The 17391-nt window shown below is 52.5% G+C and carries 18 protein-coding genes; 3 read left to right on the top strand and 15 right to left on the bottom strand.

Annotation, left to right across the window (positions count from 1 at the left end; translation table 11 throughout):
• Positions 1-64 precede the first annotated feature (64 nt).
• Genes flgD through flgB form a run of 3 tightly spaced genes read right to left on the bottom strand, consistent with a single transcriptional unit; the run spans position 65 to position 1587 of the window.
• Positions 65-745 (bottom strand): flagellar hook assembly protein FlgD, encoded by a 681-nt coding sequence (gene flgD / locus SB13_RS14715; protein ID WP_026741084.1) that lies wholly within the window; start codon positions 743-745, stop codon positions 65-67.
• Positions 746-763: 18 nt separating this feature from the next.
• On the bottom strand, positions 764-1168 hold the full coding sequence (flgC, locus tag SB13_RS14710; RefSeq protein WP_026741083.1) for a flagellar basal body rod protein FlgC: 405 nt from the start codon (positions 1166-1168) through the stop codon (positions 764-766).
• Positions 1169-1173: 5 nt separating this feature from the next.
• Positions 1174-1587, bottom strand: a complete 414-nt coding sequence (gene flgB, locus SB13_RS14705; protein WP_026741082.1) for a flagellar basal body rod protein FlgB — start codon at positions 1585-1587, stop codon at positions 1174-1176.
• Positions 1588-1792: 205 nt separating this feature from the next.
• Here flgB and flgA point away from each other — a divergent pair, with 205 nt between their 5' ends.
• The 3 genes from flgA to SB13_RS14690 all read left to right on the top strand — a co-directional run bounded on the left by flgA (position 1793) and on the right by SB13_RS14690 (position 3310).
• Positions 1793-2467: a flagellar basal body P-ring formation chaperone FlgA gene (gene flgA, locus SB13_RS14700; RefSeq protein ID WP_051616336.1), complete on the top strand. Its 675-nt coding sequence runs from the start codon at positions 1793-1795 to the stop codon at positions 2465-2467.
• Positions 2468-2547: 80 nt separating this feature from the next.
• On the top strand, positions 2548-2844 hold the full coding sequence (flgM, locus tag SB13_RS14695) for a flagellar biosynthesis anti-sigma factor FlgM (protein ID WP_026741080.1): 297 nt from the start codon (positions 2548-2550) through the stop codon (positions 2842-2844).
• Positions 2845-2872: 28 nt separating this feature from the next.
• Complete coding sequence (locus tag SB13_RS14690) at positions 2873-3310, top strand: flagella synthesis protein FlgN (protein WP_026741079.1); 438 nt, start codon at positions 2873-2875, stop codon at positions 3308-3310.
• A 22-nt stretch (positions 3311-3332) separates the two neighbouring features.
• Here SB13_RS14690 and SB13_RS14685 read toward each other — a convergent pair whose 3' ends face one another.
• The 12 genes from SB13_RS14685 to motA form a co-directional block, all read right to left on the bottom strand.
• Positions 3333-3743, bottom strand: coding sequence for a flagellar protein FlhE (locus SB13_RS14685; protein WP_026741078.1), 411 nt, complete (start codon positions 3741-3743; stop codon positions 3333-3335).
• Entirely contained in the window at positions 3740-5833 is a 2094-nt protein-coding gene (flhA, locus tag SB13_RS14680; protein WP_026741077.1) for a flagellar biosynthesis protein FlhA, read from the bottom strand. The genes SB13_RS14685 and flhA overlap by 4 nt, the downstream gene beginning before the upstream one ends.
• Complete coding sequence (gene flhB / locus SB13_RS14675) at positions 5826-6977, bottom strand: flagellar biosynthesis protein FlhB (protein ID WP_026741076.1); 1152 nt, start codon at positions 6975-6977, stop codon at positions 5826-5828. Before flhB ends, flhA begins: the two co-directional genes overlap by 8 nt.
• A 221-nt stretch (positions 6978-7198) precedes the next feature.
• Entirely contained in the window at positions 7199-7846 is a 648-nt protein-coding gene (gene cheZ / locus SB13_RS14670; RefSeq protein ID WP_026741075.1) for a protein phosphatase CheZ, read from the bottom strand.
• A gap of 9 nt (positions 7847-7855) precedes the next feature.
• Entirely contained in the window at positions 7856-8245 is a 390-nt protein-coding gene (gene cheY / locus SB13_RS14665) for a chemotaxis response regulator CheY (RefSeq protein ID WP_026741074.1), read from the bottom strand.
• A gap of 37 nt (positions 8246-8282) precedes the next feature.
• On the bottom strand, positions 8283-9335 hold the full coding sequence (locus tag SB13_RS14660; protein WP_026741073.1) for a protein-glutamate methylesterase/protein-glutamine glutaminase: 1053 nt from the start codon (positions 9333-9335) through the stop codon (positions 8283-8285).
• On the bottom strand, positions 9335-10210 hold the full coding sequence (gene cheR / locus SB13_RS14655; RefSeq protein ID WP_026741072.1) for a protein-glutamate O-methyltransferase CheR: 876 nt from the start codon (positions 10208-10210) through the stop codon (positions 9335-9337). The genes SB13_RS14660 and cheR overlap by 1 nt, the downstream gene beginning before the upstream one ends.
• Before the next feature lie 653 nt (positions 10211-10863).
• Complete coding sequence (locus tag SB13_RS14650) at positions 10864-12561, bottom strand: methyl-accepting chemotaxis protein (RefSeq protein ID WP_026741071.1); 1698 nt, start codon at positions 12559-12561, stop codon at positions 10864-10866.
• Positions 12562-12695: 134 nt separating this feature from the next.
• Complete coding sequence (gene cheW / locus SB13_RS14645) at positions 12696-13193, bottom strand: chemotaxis protein CheW (protein WP_026741070.1); 498 nt, start codon at positions 13191-13193, stop codon at positions 12696-12698.
• A gap of 36 nt (positions 13194-13229) precedes the next feature.
• On the bottom strand, positions 13230-15251 hold the full coding sequence (cheA, locus tag SB13_RS14640; protein ID WP_026741069.1) for a chemotaxis protein CheA: 2022 nt from the start codon (positions 15249-15251) through the stop codon (positions 13230-13232).
• Positions 15252-15268: 17 nt separating this feature from the next.
• Positions 15269-16414: a flagellar motor protein MotB gene (gene motB / locus SB13_RS14635; protein ID WP_026741068.1), complete on the bottom strand. Its 1146-nt coding sequence runs from the start codon at positions 16412-16414 to the stop codon at positions 15269-15271.
• Positions 16411-17298, bottom strand: coding sequence for a flagellar motor stator protein MotA (gene motA / locus SB13_RS14630; protein WP_026741067.1), 888 nt, complete (start codon positions 17296-17298; stop codon positions 16411-16413). Before motA ends, motB begins: the two co-directional genes overlap by 4 nt.
• Between the last annotated feature and the right edge of the window lie 93 nt (positions 17299-17391).

The raw sequence follows: 17391 nt of genomic DNA, 5'->3' as shown, positions 1-17391 counted from the left end.
GTTGTTTTGCTGTGTGTTGTTTTGGCGGCTGGTCTNCTTGTCTTGTCAGCCGCACGATTCACAATCAAATAATCTGTTTCACGTCGCTGAGCGACGCTGTGCCTGACAGGCCGAGGTTAAGCACGGCTTCAGAAGAGTCCGTGTTAACGCCGTAAACCAACGCATATTTCAGCGGGGTCGCTGTCACGCTGGCGCCGTCGGAGCCTGTCGCACTCACCGTGTAGGTGTAAGTGCCGGCATCGACGGTGCCGCCGCTGTCGTTGGTTCCATCCCAGGTGTAGGTCTGTACGCCAGCACTTTGAGCACCGAGATCTACGGTTTTCACCGTATTACCGCTCGAGTCTTTAATCGTTACATTGACGTCCGTAGCTGCATTGGCCAGTTCGACACCAAATGCAGTGGTCGAGCTGTCAGAGCCGACGACAATGCTGTTGCCCTGGATCAGAACGCCGTTGCCGATCAGAGAACTCGCCTGTAAGGTTTCGGACGTGTCCAACTGGCTAGAAATCGAGCCGAGCGTGGTGTTCATGCTTTCTATGCCGCTCAGCGTACTGATCTGGGCAAGCTGTGTAGTGAGCTGGCTGTTATCCATAGGATTGGTGGGGTCCTGGTTTTGCAACTGCGCAACCAGTAAGGTCATAAATTCGTTCTGCAGGTCGGCACTGCTGCTCGCACTGGACGAACTACTTGTTGTGCTAACGCTACTGCTATCTGTTGATTCTGTAAGTGAAACTGAGACGCTCATGGCTATTCCCCCACGTTATTATTGGCCTATTGTCAGCGTTTTCTGCATCAATGACTTAGCCGTATTAAGCACTTCCACATTTGCCTGATAGCTACGGGATGCAGAGATGGAGTTCACCATTTCAGCAGTGACATCCACATTAGGCATACGTACGTAGCCACGTTCATCAGCCAGGGGGTTACCCGGTTGATAGACCAGTTTATCTGGAGAGGTGTCCTCAACGACGTCGTCCACTTGGACGCCGCCGATGGCCTGTCCATCTGGAGCAGCCACTTTAAAAACGACCTGCTTGGCACGGTATGGCTCGCCATCGGGTCCGGTCACGCTGTCCGCATTCGCCAGGTTACTGGCGCTTACGTTCATGCGCTGGGACTGCGCGGTAAGCGCAGAACCTGAAATTTCGAAGATATTAATTAGCGACATACGCGTTATTTATCCTGTAACACTGACATCATGCTTTTGATTTGGCCGTTTAACAGCGTAAGATCCGTTTGATACCGCAGACTGTTGTCTGCGAAATTTGTCCGTTCTCTGTCCATATCTACGGTGTTCCCGTCCAGGGCCGGCTGATCGGGTACGCGATAGAGCAGATCTAAATCAGGCATTGACGTAGTAGATGCTGGGATATGACGGGTCGACGTGGTGGCCAACGACATCGTTGTGCCGGACGCGCGACCTTGCTTCAGGGCTTTATTCAGCTCGCTGGAAAAGTCTATATCCCGGGCTTGATAACCTGGAGTGTCCGCATTAGCGATATTCGCAGAGAGGATCTCCTGGCGTTGAGCCCGTAAATTCAACGCTTCCTGCTGGAAGCGGAATGAAGCATCTAATTTGTCGAGCATGCTTTCCCTCAGGAAAAGTAATTAAAGAAGAGTGACGATAGACAGGATAAACTTCGCGCGGCAACTTTATCGCCGGAATAGACGGGAAATGAGTGGCTATTTTCTCGTTTGGCACAGACCGCATCTCTGTAAACTGCACAGGCGATGTTGTGTACGTCAGCGGTCGGCTCGACTTCATTTAAGAAAACGGACAGGGGATTTTTTGATGGGATTTTGGCGCAAATTAATCTTATGTAAGATTTTTTTCCTTATCTCACTGACCCCGGCAGTGGCCGCTGACCGCGACCAGGTTACGGCTCAAATTAAGACGTTTATTCAGGGACAGCTCGACGTTCCCTCCGCTGAAGTTAATGTCATCGTTAAAACACCGGTCGAAAGACTTGAATTATGCTCTGAGCCTCAGCTGTCGTTGCCTTCGAGAAAGAAAATATGGGGCACCCTCAGCATTCGAGCCATGTGCGGGACCACTCGCCATTTTCTGCAGGCGAGTGTTCAGGTGACTGCGCCATATCTTGTCGCCACGCGTCCAATTCCGCCCAAACAGAAAATTCAGGCTGAAGACGTCACGCTGCAACGCGGCCGACTTGACGCATTGAGCGTATCGCCGTTGGCGGATTCCACGCTCGCCGTCGGCGCTATCAGCATTCGCATGATTGGCGCCGGACAGCCTATTGCTGCCAGCATGCTGCGAAATCCCTGGGCCATCAAAATGGGCGAAACCGTGAAAGTGACGGTTTCGGGGGACGGATTTAGCATTGTCAGCGAGGGGAAATCCATGGATAACGCCGCGCTCAACGACGCCGTAAGAATTCGCATGGAGTCTGGACAAATAATTACTGGAATAGCGGCTGAAAAAGGGCTGGTAAAAATTGTACAATAAGCGTTAAAGCTTCGGGTGAATCGACCGATATAAGTATTCAGTCACTATACCGATATCATATTTGTAAGTAGGGAGGCCTCATGAGCATTGATAGTACTCGTCCGGTATCTGGAGTAAAATCAATACAAAATACGGAAGCGGATTTACTTCACTCCACAAAAAGTAAATCTACTTCATCCAGCAGTGCAGCGAGCACCACCAGTCAGACGCAGGTCAGCCTGAGCGAGACTCAGTCCACCCTGATGCAGCCGAGCAGCCAGGACATCGATATGGAAAAAGTCGATACCCTCAAGCAGGCCATCAAGGAGGGTAAACTGGAAGTCGACGTGGGTAAAATCGCCGATGCACTGCTGAGCGAAGTACAGACAACATTCTGATTAGATTATTAAAAGGCAACGTTGGCCCATGCAAATGAATGAAGTTTTGGAACAGATGCTGAATAGCCTGGTGTCACTCAAAGAAATCTTGTCTCAAGAGCAGGATGAACTGAGTTCACGCCAGGTCAATCCGTCGTTTTTGCACCGGGTAACTGAGAATAAAAATGAGCAGTTATCTATTCTCAAGCATTTTGATAACCAGCGTTTGGCGCTGGATGAACAGTTGTCGGTTCGCCCTCCCTACCCCGACTCTCCGCAATTAAATGCACAGTGGTCTCGGATACATGAGCTTACCCGCGAGCTGAGTCAGAACAACCACCGCAACGGCCTGTTGCTCAATGCGCAGTTGGAAAATAACCAGCAGTTGCTGGGTTTTCTGGAACAAAAACAGCGTCAGGGAATTTATGGCCCGAACGGGCAGGCCAAGAACACGGGTACACACCTGGGACGCAAGTTCAGCGTCTAAAACACCATCCAAAGCAACGACGTTACTTTTTGGCGTAGTTGACAATCAACTGGTATTTCGTGACTCGCATAGGCTGCCGTAAAGCGCCTTTCCCGGGAACATGGAATACCAGATAGAAAGGCGTCTCCGCCGACAATCCCGCAAACATTTCCGTACTTCCATTCTGCCCATTCAGACGCACACACTGCCCCGGAATACAGAGAGAGGCGTGAAGCCCCGTCGAATTGCGTGACAACAGCTCATAGCGCCAGAGGACCGAGGTCAAAACGGCCCCTTTGGGGAAGGAGCCGTTGGCATGAAGTAAAGCGGAACGTTTAGCGATGCCTTTCTGGCTGATCAGTAAATTAGCGCCTTCCCATACGGGCTGCTTATTGGCGGAAGCCGCATTAGGGAGGCCGGCCGCCAATAACAGCATCAGGGCAAAACGTTTCACTGCCCTGACCCGCCAATGACTGACGTCATGCGAATTTGACGAGTGTCGGTGATTTCCTGATTGGAAAGGACAACCAGCTGCGGCAGGCTGCGGCGCAGGAATCTCGACAGCAGCGGACGAAGCGCGTGCGTGACCAGCAGAACCGGCGGAGCGCCCAGCGCTTCCTGATGTTGTACCGCGTCCTGAGCCTGTGAAAGCAGTCTGTCGGCCAGTCCTGGCTCCAAACCGCCGCCGTTCTGCATCGCCTGAAGCAGTACGCGCTCCAGCGACGACTCCAGACCAATCACCTGGATGTCATCATTACCAGGGAACCATTGCTGGGTAATCGCGCGGCCTAGTGCCACACGAACGACCACGGTAAGTTCGTTCGGGTCTTTCTGGATCGCGGCATGCTCTGACAGCGTTTCCAGAATCGTACACATGTCACGGATGGACACACGTTCGGCCAGCAGATTTTGCAGCACCTTATGCAGCACCGTCAGGGTCACGACATTCGGGATAAAGTCATCGGCCAGCTTCGGCATCTCTTTCGTGACGCGATCCATCAGCTGCTGCGCCTCCTGACGACCAAACAGGTCGCTGGCGTAGACATTGATCAAGTGGTTCAGGTGCGTCGCCACCACGGTACTAGACTCAACCACCGTAAAGCCCTGCGCCTGCGCCTGATCTTTCAGCGCACTCTCAATCCACACGGCAGGCAGACCAAATGCGGGATCTTTGGTAATTTCGCCAGCCAGTTTACCTATGGCGCTGCCGGGGTTAATCGCCATCCAACGACCCGGATGGGCTTCGCCACTGCCGATTTCCACCCCTTTCATCAGGATGCGATAACCTGCGGGCTGCAGTTCGAGGTTGTCTCGAATATGGACAACCGGAGGNAAGAAGCCGATTTCCTGCGCGAATTTTTTACGAATACTTCTGATACGTCCCAACAATTCGCCGTTTTGTTGGAAGTCCACCATCGGGATCAAACGGTAACCCACTTCGAGTCCGAGCTGATCTTCCAACTGTACGTCATCCCAACTCGCTTCAACAATTTGCTGCTGCTGACTTTCCGCCAGAGCAGGTTCTGCCGCCGCTGCCGTCGCTTCTCGTTCGGCTTTTCCACGCGTCCACCAGGCGACGCCCAGCAATATCGCGGTAAACAGCAGGAAGACAAAGTTAGGCATGCCCGGAACCAGGCCGATCAAACCCAGCACGCCGGCGCTTAGCACCATCACCTTCGGATTATTGAACAGCTGGGTGACCATCTGCTCACCGACATCCTGCTCGGTGCTGACGCGGGTTACGATGACACCCGCCGCGGTGGAAATCACCAACGCCGGGATCTGTGCGACCAGACCATCACCGATAGTCAACAGCGTATAGCTCTGAGCCGCGTGCCCCAGATCCATGTTGTGCTGAATAACCCCAACCAACAGACCACCGATAATGTTGATGGCCATGATCATCAGCCCGGCGATCGCGTCGCCACGCACAAACTTACTGGCACCATCCATCGAGCCGTAGAAGTCGGCTTCCTGAGTCACTTCCGAACGACGCTTTTTCGCTTCGGCTTCACCGATGAGGCCGGCATTCAGATCGGCGTCGATCGCCATCTGTTTACCCGGCATCCCGTCCAGCACGAAACGCGCGCCGACTTCGGCGATACGCCCGGCACCTTTGGTGATGACCATGAAGTTGATCAAGACCAGAATGATAAACACCACGATACCGATGGCGAAGTTACCGCCCACCAGGAAGNGGCCGAACGCTTCAACCACCTTCCCTGCAGCACCGGCTCCCGTGTGCCCTTCCATCAGAATGATTCGTGTGGAGGCCACGTTGAGCGACAGTCGCAACAGCGTGGAAAACAGCAGAATCGTCGGGAAGGCGGCAAACTCCAGCGTCCGCTGGGTAAACATGGCGACGAGAAGCACCATGACGGAAAGCGCGATATTGAAGGTGAACAGCAGATCCAGAATAAACGGTGGCAGCGGGAGCACCATCATCGACAGGATCATCAAAATCAAGATCGGTCCTGCCAAGACCTGCCACTGCGTGTCTTTCAAGTTGCCTGGCAAGCGTAGCAATGAAGCCAGATTAGCCATCAGTCGTGTTCTCTTTTGCGAAGTCCAGTGAATCTGGCACAGATAAATGAGTTGGTTTCTGCGGCGTCAGGCCGCCTTCACGTTTCCAACGTTTAATTTGATAAACCCACACCAGCACTTCGGCCACGGCCGCATACAGTGTGGCTGGGATGCTTTTTCCAATGTCAGCGNGCTTATAGAGCGCCCTCGCCAATGGCGGCGCTTCCAGCGTCGGCACGCGATGCTCGGCGCCGATTTCACGAATCTTCAGTGCGATATCTCCGGCGCCTTTTGCCAACACTTTGGGCGCGCTCATCTTTTTGTCGTTGTACTGCAGCGCGACCGCATAATGCGTCGGGTTAGTCACAATCACATCGGCCTTAGGAACATCAGCCATCATGCGTCGCTGAGCGATCGCCCGTTGCATCTGACGAATACGTCCTTTGATATGCGGGTCACCTTCGTTCTGTTTGGACTCGTCCCGAATATCCTGCTTACTCATACGCAGTTTTTTCAAGTGACTCCAGATCTGCCAAAAGACGTCAAAGGCCACCATCGGTATCATGCTGAGCAGTACCAGAAAACCGCAGTAAATCGCCAGTTCCAGCGCGTCGCCAAGCGCCGTGACCAGCGGTTCGGAAATCAAACGCAGAATCTCAGGCCACTTGTGCCAGAGAAACAGCCCCGTCACAAAACCGACGACAACCGCTTTGATGATCGCCTTAAACAACTCGGCCAGCATCTGTGATGAGAACAGTCGTTTAAGCCCCGCAATCGGGTCGAGCTTTTGAAGATTGAACTCGAAGGACTTGGTACTAAACACCAGACCGCCCAGCACAATCGGCGCGCCAATGGCGACAAGAACCATCCCCAGCATGATCGGGACCAGAGCCATCGCGGCCAATTTCAGCAACGCGAAAACATGGCGACCCATCTGCTTGTTGTCATTAATAATGTCGTGATTGAAATACAATCCCTGACTCAGCATCGTGCCAAGTCGCTGGTACATCATTTCACCGGTCATCCACAATATTCCCAGCCCAATAATGAGCATGAGAATAGATGTCAATTCTCGGGATCGAGCAACTTGACCTTCCTCGCGGGCTTTTTCCGTTCGGTGGGCTGTGGGGGCCTCTGTTTTTTCCAGATCGCTATCGTCTGCCACGTTAGCTATTCCTGTTTGTTACTGACCAAAACGAAAAATACACGCGATTAGCATGACAAATAAGAAAAAACTTGATGGGTGGAAAAAAGAAGAAAAGAGGTGGCTATTTGATGCATCAGTCAAAATAGAGGGGATTTACGGTCGGGAGAGNCCCGACCGTAAAAATCCACATACCTTTGCCTGATATTCCCCAATCTACACTCTGTGGGGGATCGGGCGAATCAGAAACCGAGGCTGTCGAGCAAATCGTCGACCTGGTCCTGATTCGAGACAATACCAGCGGCGGTTTTGTCAACTTGAGGACCGTTGAGCAGTCCATCGTCAGCACGCTTCGGTTCGGCCTTTTTCTCTGGCATGTTTTCCAGCAAGACCATCAGCAGCTGTTTCTCAATCTCCTGGACAACATCCATCATACGTTTGATGACCTGCCCCGTCAGATCCTGGAAGTCCTGCGCCATCATGATTTCCAGTAACTGAGCGTTGGTGAAAGAGGTATGTTCGGGAACTTCCTGTAGATAACTGCGGGTATCCGTTACCAGCTCACGTGCATCGGCTAACTCAATCGGGTTTTCAAACCACTCATCCCAGCGCGTGGTCAGGGATTTAGCGTCTTCTTCCAGCTTATTCTGACGCGGCTGAGAAGCCTCAACACAGCTCAGAGCACGCTCTGCCGCCTGTGCGGTCATCTGAACAACATAATCAAGACGATCCCGAGCGTCAGGAATCGCTTCCGCCGCTTCGGCAATAGCATGATCCAAGCCTAGCTCTTTCAGGCTATCACGCAGCATACGAGTCAGCTGACCAATGCGAGAAATAATCTCGGTCGCTGACGCGTTATCGTTAACAGGGGGCACCGGATGTGGATTCATGACATCTCCTTACATACCCAGCTTTTCGAAAATTTTACCCAGCTTTTCTTCAAGCGTAGCCGCAGTAAAGGGTTTAACCACGTAGCCGCTGGCGCCAGCCTGCGCTGCTGCAATGATGTTCTCTTTCTTCGCTTCTGCGGTCACCATCAGTACCGGAAGTTTAGAAAGCGTGCCGTCGGCCCGAATGGTCTGCAACAGTTCCAAACCATCCATATTCGGCATATTCCAGTCGGAAATAACGAAGTCAAAACCACCGGTGCGCAGCTTGTTTAAAGCATCGGCACCATCTTCTGCTTCTTCCACATTGTTAAAGCCCAGCTCTTTTAGCAGATTTCTTACGATGCGACGCATCGTCGAGAAATCATCAACCACTAAAAATCTGAGTTCTTTATCAGCCATACCTACTCCTACAGTTATTATTGCTCACTCGGAGCTGCTATATACGTAATGCCTGTCCGGCAGAAATTTGAGCCAGCATTCGCTGACTTACCTGGTGCAAATCCACCACTTCGTCGACACCACCGAGCGCAATAGCCTCTCGAGGCATACCGAAAACTACACAGCTGGCCTCATTTTGCGCCATCGTGTACGCGCCGGCCTGATGCATCTCCAGCATTCCCATCGCGCCATCATTGCCCATTCCCGTCAGAATGACGCCGACGGCGTTGCGGCCCGCGTATTTCGCCACGGAGCGAAATAACACATCAACGGAAGGACGATGCCGGTTCACCGGTGCCTCGTCATGTAGCTTGACCTGATAGTTTGCTCCACTGCGCGAAAGCTCCATGTGACGAGCCCCCGGCGCAATATAGGCATGCCCCGGCAGAACACGCTCTCCGTCTTCCGCTTCCTTCACCGTAATCTGACAAAGCTTGTTCAGACGTTCGGCAAAAGATTTGGTGAAGCCCGGGGGCATGTGCTGCGTGATGATGACCGCAGGGCAGGTCGGAGGCAGCGGTTGCAGCACATGGCGAATCGCCTCTGTGCCGCCGGTTGACGCGCCAATCGCGATCAGCTTTTCGCTACTCAGCAGCGGAGAGCTGAGCACTTTGACCGGCGCCGCAGCGCTCTGGCTATGCTGGGGAAGACGCGCTTTGGCGGCGGTACGGATTTTGTCCGCAATGAGCTCGCTGTACGACAGCATCCCTTCACGAATCCCCAACTGGGGTTTGGTCACAAAATCAATCGCACCCAGCTCAAGCGCCCGCAGCGTGATTTCCGATCCCTTTCCAGTCAGCGATGACACCATGACGACCGGCATCGGCCTCAGTCGCATCAGCTTCTCAAGAAAATCCAGTCCGTCCATGCGCGGCATTTCAACATCCAACGTCAGAACCTGTGGATTGAATTTTTTGATCAGGTCGCGCGCCACCAACGGATCCGGCGCAGTCGCCACCACTTCCATATCGGGATGGCTGTTGATGATCTCAGTCATGATTTGGCGCATGAGCGCGGAGTCGTCAACGCACAATACTTTTATCTTGCTCATTATCTTTCCTTAGCCAGCCCATAAACAGTCTGCCCGCGCAGATAGAATTCCCGACTGATCTGACTGAAATTCTCTGAATGACCAGCAAATAGTAATCCGCCGGGTTTAAGCAGCGGGACAAAGCGACGCAGGATGCGTTCCTGTGTTTCTTTGTCGAAATAAATCATGATGTTGCGGCAAAAAATGGCATCAAACGGCGCGGGGACAGCCCACTCCGGCGCCAAGAGATTCAACTGCTGGAAATGAACCATTGAAGCCAGCTCAGGGCGCACGCGAACCAAGCCGCTATGCGGGCCGGTGCCGCGTAAGAAGAAACGCTGCATCTGTTGTGGCGAGAGCGAGCGTAATTCGTCCTGCCGATATATGCCGGCAGAGGCCTTTTCCAACACCTGGGTATCGATATCGCTGGCAATCACCTGGCAGTGATTGTGTGATTTTTCACCAAAAACCTCTGCCAGCGTCATTGCTAACGAATAGGGCTCTTCACCCGTAGAAGCGGCGGTGCTCCAGACGGAGTAATTCCCCTGCCGCTTGCGAGCGTGCTCGGCCAAAATCGGAAAATGATGCGCCTCACGGAAAAAAGCCGTCAGGTTGGTGGTCAATGCGTTGGTGAACGCCTGCCATTCAGCACTGTTGGGATCAGACTCCAACAAGGCCAGGTATTGACCGAAATCGTTGATGCCCAGCAACCGCAGACGCCGAACCAAGCGGTTATAAACCATTTCGCGCTTGTGGTCGGCCAGCACGATGCCGGCGCGTTGATAAATAAGCTGGCTGATACGTTTGAAGTGCGTATCAGAGAGCGGTAACCGTTCAACCATCTGCGACAGGATTGACGCAGATCCGGAATGATTTGGCGATGTCGTATTTTTCATTGTCTAACTGCCCGAAAATGGATAGGTTATCTTCTTGTTTTTCAATATGGGCTCATCCCTAACAGCAATTACAGGCATACCATTTATCAGATATCCATCTTCTGCAGATGTATGGCACAGCCACTGCGCCTTACTGGTAAACATTCAACCCTGTGCCTCTCAACCTCAGAGATGCTGCTGATGTTTTTTCTACCAACGCCGAATTAGCTCAGGTGACATGTCCATCTTAGTCACTGCGTTTACCCACTTCGATACCTCTGTACTTGCTGCCAGAGGCTACAGTAGCCATGTCTACATATTGTCAACTACGGCCATCAATCAAAAAATTGCTTTTATAATGCGCTACCGGCTTACCGGCAGCGCTGCCTTTCAGGCTATAAGTTTGCTGTGTGAACTGCGTCTTTGCCCAACTCTCAAAGAGCTGTCAGCCAATGTTCCGGCTCGACAAGTCCCCTACACTAACTCCATCGGCTGATGCCGGCCTTTCTTTAACTCAATCCGCATTTTCAGCGGGTAATAGCCGAAAATATAACCTTTCGACTCGCAAAAACGATTTTGCCGGCCTCAAATGGAGGCCGGACAAACGGTCTTTAGTACAGATTTAAGCGCAGCAGTCGTTCATGGTGAACATCCCGTGACGCGAAGGGAAAGGATTAAAACTTTTCCCAATTATCACTGGAGTTACCTACCGCCCCGGCATTTTTTTTGCCAGAAGATTTTCCCACCGTTGGGCTCAGCAGCGCCGTTTTAGCCGCCGCAGGAGCGATAGCAGGACGGAAGGAACTTCTTTCTTCCGGCAAACGGAACAACGACACCGAATGGTTCAATCCACGAACCTGTTCTTCCAGTGCGACCGCTGCAGAGGCTGATTCTTCCACCAACGCGGCGTTCTGCTGAGTCACCCGATCCATTTCCGTTACCGCCTGACCGACCTGATCGATCCCTTTGCTCTGCTCATCAGATGCGGAGGCGATTTCGCCCATGATATCGGTCACTCGGGTTACCGCGCCGACAATCTCACCCATGGTTTCACCCGCCGTTTCGACCAGTTTTGAACCTTCGTCTACACGTCCGACAGAGTCGTCAATCAGGGTTTTGATCTCTTTTGCCGCTTGGGCGCTGCGCTGCGCCAGGTTACGGACTTCACCGGCTACTACGGCGAAACCACGACCCTGTTCGCCAGCACGCGCCGCTTCAACCGCGGCATTCAGCGCGAGGATGTTGGTCTGGAAAGCGATACCGTCTATCACACTGGTGATGTCAGAAATTTTCTGTGAGCTGCCTGCGATATCGTGCATCGTTTTCACCACGTTATCGACAACCTGACCGCCCTTCTGCGCCGTTTCGGAAGCGCTCAGTGCCAGCTGGCTCGCCTGCCGCGCATTCTCGGCGTTCTGTTTAACCGTTGCAGTCAGCTGTTCCATACTCGCCGCCGTTTCTTCGAGGGAAGCGGCTTGNTGCTCGGTGCGGGAAGACAGATCGTTGTTACCAGCGCTGATTTCCGTTGAGCCGGTGTAAATGGCTTCCGCCCCCTGACGTACGGCACTCACCGTGGTAATGAATTCACTCTGCATATGACGAAGGCTGTCAGCCAGGATGCCCATTTCATTGGTGCCCTGGAACTCCAGACGATGAGTCAGATCGCCTTTCGCCATATAACGGATATTTTCGACAATCTTGTTCAGCGGTTGGATAAGCGCACGGCTAACACCCAGCCAAACTACGCCGGACATCACCAGAACGAAGACCACGATCGATCCGAGAACCCACAGTGCAGACTTATAAGCCGACTCATTCTCTTCTATGGCGTCTTTATAAATGGCGTCATAAGAATCACGGTAAGTCATGTAGGTTTTTTCAAACGTGTTCTGATAACTCTGCGTTGGCTGATCGAGGAACGCCTGCAGCTTGCCAGTTGTAATAAACACAACCAGTTCGCTTAACGCGCCATTTAATGTATTAAAATCGGTTTTGACCGCCGCCTGAATAGCTTTGCTTTGTTTTGGCGAATACGGGATGTTTTCGTACCTGCCGAAACGTTCGTTAGCCATCTGCAGCTGTTTTTTTGCTAATTCAATAAGCTCATTCGCGACAGAATTGTCCGTAGATTGGGTGCTCTGATTCAGCGCCAAACGCGATCCGGCCCGGTTCAGGGTATTACGCGCCTGCAGCAGGTAGGTCCAGGTGGCGTCCAGCTCCGATTTTTGCTCATTGAGAGTGCGTGTATCGCGAAAAATATCACGGTCCGTTTTTAACGCATTGAAAAACAAGCCACCAGAGACGAATTGAAGAGCACTGAATAATGCCAAGATAAGAACTAAACTCGTTACCACTTTGATACGATTAAGCATGTGAGTCTTTTCCATAGTTCCATGACCCTATCCCTGTAAAAGGACATTACCTGGACAGGTTTCCGTATAAAGAAAAATTCATTACATATGACTCGGGCCATACTTTGATGNCCCGCCGTTATGTGTTATGTCAATCAACCTTTCAGAACGCTATCAACCAGCGCCATTTCTTCGCTGCTTAACAGCTTTTCGATATCCACCAGAATCAGCATCCGTTCGCCCAGAGAGCCTAAGCCGGTGAGATATTCCGTTGAAAGCGTCACCGCAAACTCAGGAGCCGGACGGATTTGATCCGCCGTCAAGGACAACACATCAGACACGCCGTCGACGACGATCCCCACAACGCGCTGCCCAAGATTCAGGACGATAACAACCGTGTTGTCATCGTAGTCAACTTCTTGCTGTGCAAATTTAATGCGTAAGTCAACGATCGGAACAATAACGCCGCGCAGGTTGGTTACACCTTTAATAAAGGAAGGCGTATTGGCAATGCGAGTCACCTGATCGTAACCCCGGATTTCCTGCACCTTCAGAATATCGACGCCGTATTCTTCGTCGCCAAGCGTAAAGATCAGGAATTCCTGCCCTACGGTTTCACCTGCCAGTTTTGTGACGTTTGCAAGTCCAGTCATGTTACTCACCTTATTATCAATAGCCGTTATTATTTGTTAAGCGGTCTCTACCACACGCTTTTCACGATAAAGCGCCTGCAATGCCGACACATCAACAATCAGCGCAACACTACCATCGCCCAGAATCGTTGCGCCTGAAACGCCCGGCACCTTGCGGTAGTTGCTTTCCAGGTTTTTCACTACAACCTGATGCTGACCAATCAGTTGATCAACCAGCAACGCGTAACGACGTCCCGCACTTTGCAGAATGACGACAATGCCCTGAGTCGCATCCGTCTTCGCATTTTCTACATCAAATACCTGATAAAGCTCGATCAACGGCAGATATTCGCCGCGAACTTGCAACACTCTCTCGCCGCCAGCCAGCGGGTAGAGATCTTCAGATTGAGGCTGAAGAGATTCCATGACCGCATTCAGCGGCAGAATGAAGACTTCGCCGTTGACCTTGACGGACATGCCATCCAGAATCGCCAGAGTCAATGGCAGCAGGATACGGATAGTGGTCCCCTTCCCTTTCTGGAAGTAGATTTCCACGTGTCCGCCCATCTCCTGGATATTTCGTTTAACTACGTCCATACCCACGCCGCGGCCAGAAACGTCAGTGACTTTTTCCGCCGTGGAGAAACCAGGTGCGAAGATCAGCATCCCGACTTCTTCATCCGTCATGCTGTCGCTAACGGAGAGTCCCTGTGAGAGGGCTTTGGCGAGAATACGTTCACGGTTTAGCCCGGCGCCATCATCAATAACTTCAATGCAAATGTTACCGCCCTGATGTTCAGCGGACAGGGTCAGGTTACCCACGGCTGTTTTACCGGCGGCGACACGATCCTCTGGATGCTCAATACCGTGGTCTAGGCTGTTACGCACCAGGTGAGTCAGCGGGTCAATGATGCGTTCGATTAGGCTCTTATCGAGTTCCGTAGAGCTACCTTGCAACGTTAATTCGACTTCTTTGCCCAGCTTGGCGGCCAAATCGCGCACCAGACGCGGGAAGCGGCTGAAGACATATTCCATCGGCATCATACGAATGGACATGACTGATTCTTGCAGATCACGCGCGTTACGCTCGAGCTGCCCCATGCTGTTCAGCAGGTCGCCGTGAACCACAGGGTCCAGCGCGCTGGAGCGCTGAGCCAGCATCGATTGCGTGATCACCAGTTCACCGACCAGGTTGATGAGCTGATCGACTTTTTCGACCGCCACTCGAATGCTGGTATCGCCGGTTTTGGGTCGTGCCTTGGCCGCTTCCGCCGGTTTGGCCACTGGCGCGGCAGGTTTAGCCGGCGCGACCTCAGCCGGAGCTGGCGTAGGTTCCGCAGCTTCAGGAGCTTCTGGCTTAGCAGCCTCTTGCGGCGCTGCCGCAGTGGGAGCCGCCTGCGCGCCAGCGGTTTTGAAGTTGATCTGTTCTGGTTCCAGTACGAAACACAGCACCGCGGTGATGTCGTCCTGGCTTTCAGTCGTCACCAGCGTGGCTTCCACGCTGTTTGCCGTCTGATGCAGATCTTTTACCGTCCCCAAATTGGCCAGTTCTTCCAACAGTTGCGGAATTTCCGGCTCTTTCAGGTTGGTCAACGCAATATGAAGTTCATTATGTCCCGCTGGCGTCGAGGACGCTGCCGACGTATTGGAAGCACTTTCGTTGGTCGCAGCGGCAGGAGCAGCTCCGCCCTCAGCTTCTTTAGACTCAAGCGCAAGCTGACGAAGGGCCTTGCAGATGTACTCGAAGCTCTCGGCGTTCGGTTCCTGCGCGGTTTTATAAGCGTCCAACTGATCCTGCATAATGTCTTTTGTTTCCAGAAACAGGTTGATAATGTCAGTGCTCAGTCGCATTTCGCCGCGTCTGGCACCATCTAACAGGTTCTCCAGCAAATGCGTGGTTTCCTGTAATACCTTGAAACCAAACGTCCCGGCGCCCCCTTTGATCGAGTGAGCCGCTCGGAAGATCGCATTCATCTGTTCGGTATCTGGGCTTGACGGGTCGAGCAGCAATAAATGCTGTTCCATATCCGCCAACAATTCGTCTGCTTCATCAAAGAACGTTTGATAGAAAGCACTCATGTCCATGCTCACGTGGGTCACCTCTGCTGTGAATCGTGGCTTGTTGAAGAAGGCGTCGCCTGGCTATCAGGAGAAGCGGGCAAAGCGGTAGTCGGCTGTGGCCGACTAGCAGCAGATGCGCTATTCGTCTCGATGACGGAAGCGGACCCCGGCGTTCCAGCCGCGCCTTGTGCCGGTGCCGGTGCCGGTGCCGGTGCCGGTGTGCCATTTTCGGCCCCAGGCGCAGCGCCGCTACTACTGTTATTGTCGGCAGGTGTCTGGGTAGGTTTAGCGTTATCAGGTTTGATATTTTGTAAATTCTCAGCTTTATCAATATCAACCGCATTGCTTTCCGCGTTTTCACGCTCAATGCTCTCTTGAGTCTGCTTGTTCAATACGACCAAGCTGATGCGTCGATTTATCGCATCATCTCCACCCTGTGCCTGCTTCAGCCCCATAGTGGCGGCCATACCGACCACGCGCAGCACCTTGCCCTCGGACAAACCGCCGGCAATGAGTTCACGTCGAGATGCATTAGCGCGGTCCGCAGACAATTCCCAGTTGCTATAACGCCGTTCGCCGGTCACATAAGGCGCATCGTCTGTGTGACCAGATAAGCTGATTTTATTGGGGATATCATTCAGAATCGGTGCGATAGCGCGCAAGATATCGCTCATATAGGGCTCTACCTGAGCGCTGCCACGCTTGAACATCGGCCTTTTCTGGCTATCAATGATCTGAATTCTCAGGCCTTCTTCGACCATCTCAATCAGCAAATGCGGACGCAATGCACGAAGTCGCGGGTCGGCCTCAATCAGTTGATCGAGCTTGTCCCGCAGTTTGTTCAATTTGGCTTCTTCACGCTGACGTTGGTCGTTGGAAACATCCATCTGCTTCCTGACTTCGCCGTCTTGCTGGGTCGGATCTTGTCCGCCGCCAGGAATAGGGCTGGACGCGTCGCTGATGCGTGTCCCATTGGTCATTGCGACCTTTAGCGGGGTGCGAAAATACTCCGCAATCTGCACCAATTGGGAAGGTGATGAAATAGCGATAAGCCACATCACCAGAAACAGCGCCATCATGGCGGTCATGAAGTCGGCATAAGCAATCTTCCAAGCCCCGCCGTGGTGGCCTCCATGACCTGATTTACGCTTTTTACGAATAATGGGGTGCTGATGTTTCATGCGTCATTTTCCGCTGACTGCGCCGCCGGCGCCTTCACATTGCGAATGTGCTCCTCCATTTCCGTGAATGAGGGACGAATCGTGGAGTACAACGTCTTACGACCGAATTCGACGGCAATCTGCGGCGCATAGCCGTTGAGGCTGGACAGCAGTGTCACTTTGATGCACTGAAGCACTTTTATTTTTTCGGCGTTTTTCTGACGAAGCAGTGATGCGAGGGGGGATACGAACCCGTAGGCCATAAGAATACCCAGGAAGGTCCCCACCATCGCATGCGCGATCATCATCCCGAGCTCTGCGGCAGGCCGATCTACATAAGCCAGTGAATGCACTACGCCCATTACTGCGGCGACGATACCAAAGGCGGGAAGACCATCGCCAATCTGAGTCAAACTGGATGCAGGGACTTCGCATTCATGTTCGACAGTCTCGATTTCCTCATCCATCAACGTTTCAATTTCGAAGGCATTCATGTTGCCGCTAACCATGAGACGCAGATAATCCGTTACAAATTCAACAACATAGTTGTCTGACAATATGCGGGGATAGCTGGAGAAGATTTCGCTCTCTTTGGGATTGTCGATGTCGAACTCGAGAGAAAGCATTCCTTGTTGGCGTGATTTGGCCATGAGTCGGAAGAGCACAGCCATGAGGTCCATATACACAGCTTTGGTATATTTCGAACCTTTGAAAAGCAGTGGTAAAGCCTTGATTGTGCCTTTGATTGCCTTACCGTTGTTTCCCACGATAAACGCACCGATGGCAGCGCCACCGATAATCAGCAACTCGGAAGGCTGATAAAGTGCACCTAGCTCTCCACCGACGATAAGATAACCGCCCAGGATGGAGCCTATAATGACGATATAACCCAATATAACCAGCACAAGCATTCCTTATAGTAACAAGGGGTAGTGGAGTGAGGTTAAAACGCAGTCTTATCGCGTACGACTTTAGAAGGAAAGAGCCCTGCCATTATG

It is taken from the genome of Lonsdalea quercina subsp. quercina, assembly GCF_000688695.1.
GTDB classification, from domain to species: Bacteria; Pseudomonadota; Gammaproteobacteria; order Enterobacterales; family Enterobacteriaceae; genus Lonsdalea; species Lonsdalea quercina_D.
Note: the sequence above shows the minus strand (reverse complement) of the source record. Positions and strands in the feature narration are given on the sequence as shown.

Excerpts from the sequence above, each read along its gene's own strand:
- flgD (WP_026741084.1), bottom strand. The coding sequence starts at position 745 with ATGAGCGTCTCAGTTTCACTTACAGAATCAACAGATAGCAGTAGCGTT.
- flgC (WP_026741083.1), bottom strand. The coding sequence starts at position 1,168 with ATGTCGCTAATTAATATCTTCGAAATTTCAGGTTCTGCGCTTACCGCG.
- flgB (WP_026741082.1), bottom strand. The coding sequence starts at position 1,587 with ATGCTCGACAAATTAGATGCTTCATTCCGCTTCCAGCAGGAAGCGTTG.
- flgA (WP_051616336.1), top strand. The coding sequence starts at position 1,793 with ATGGGATTTTGGCGCAAATTAATCTTATGTAAGATTTTTTTCCTTATC.
- flgM (WP_026741080.1), top strand. The coding sequence starts at position 2,548 with ATGAGCATTGATAGTACTCGTCCGGTATCTGGAGTAAAATCAATACAA.
- SB13_RS14690 (WP_026741079.1), top strand. The coding sequence starts at position 2,873 with ATGCAAATGAATGAAGTTTTGGAACAGATGCTGAATAGCCTGGTGTCA.
- cheZ (WP_026741075.1), bottom strand. The coding sequence starts at position 7,846 with ATGAATCCACATCCGGTGCCCCCTGTTAACGATAACGCGTCAGCGACC.
- cheY (WP_026741074.1), bottom strand. The coding sequence starts at position 8,245 with ATGGCTGATAAAGAACTCAGATTTTTAGTGGTTGATGATTTCTCGACG.
- SB13_RS14660 (WP_026741073.1), bottom strand. The coding sequence starts at position 9,335 with ATGAGCAAGATAAAAGTATTGTGCGTTGACGACTCCGCGCTCATGCGC.
- cheR (WP_026741072.1), bottom strand. The coding sequence starts at position 10,210 with ATGAAAAATACGACATCGCCAAATCATTCCGGATCTGCGTCAATCCTG.
- cheW (WP_026741070.1), bottom strand. The coding sequence starts at position 13,193 with ATGACTGGACTTGCAAACGTCACAAAACTGGCAGGTGAAACCGTAGGG.
- cheA (WP_026741069.1), bottom strand. The coding sequence starts at position 15,251 with ATGAGTGCTTTCTATCAAACGTTCTTTGATGAAGCAGACGAATTGTTG.
- motB (WP_026741068.1), bottom strand. The coding sequence starts at position 16,414 with ATGAAACATCAGCACCCCATTATTCGTAAAAAGCGTAAATCAGGTCAT.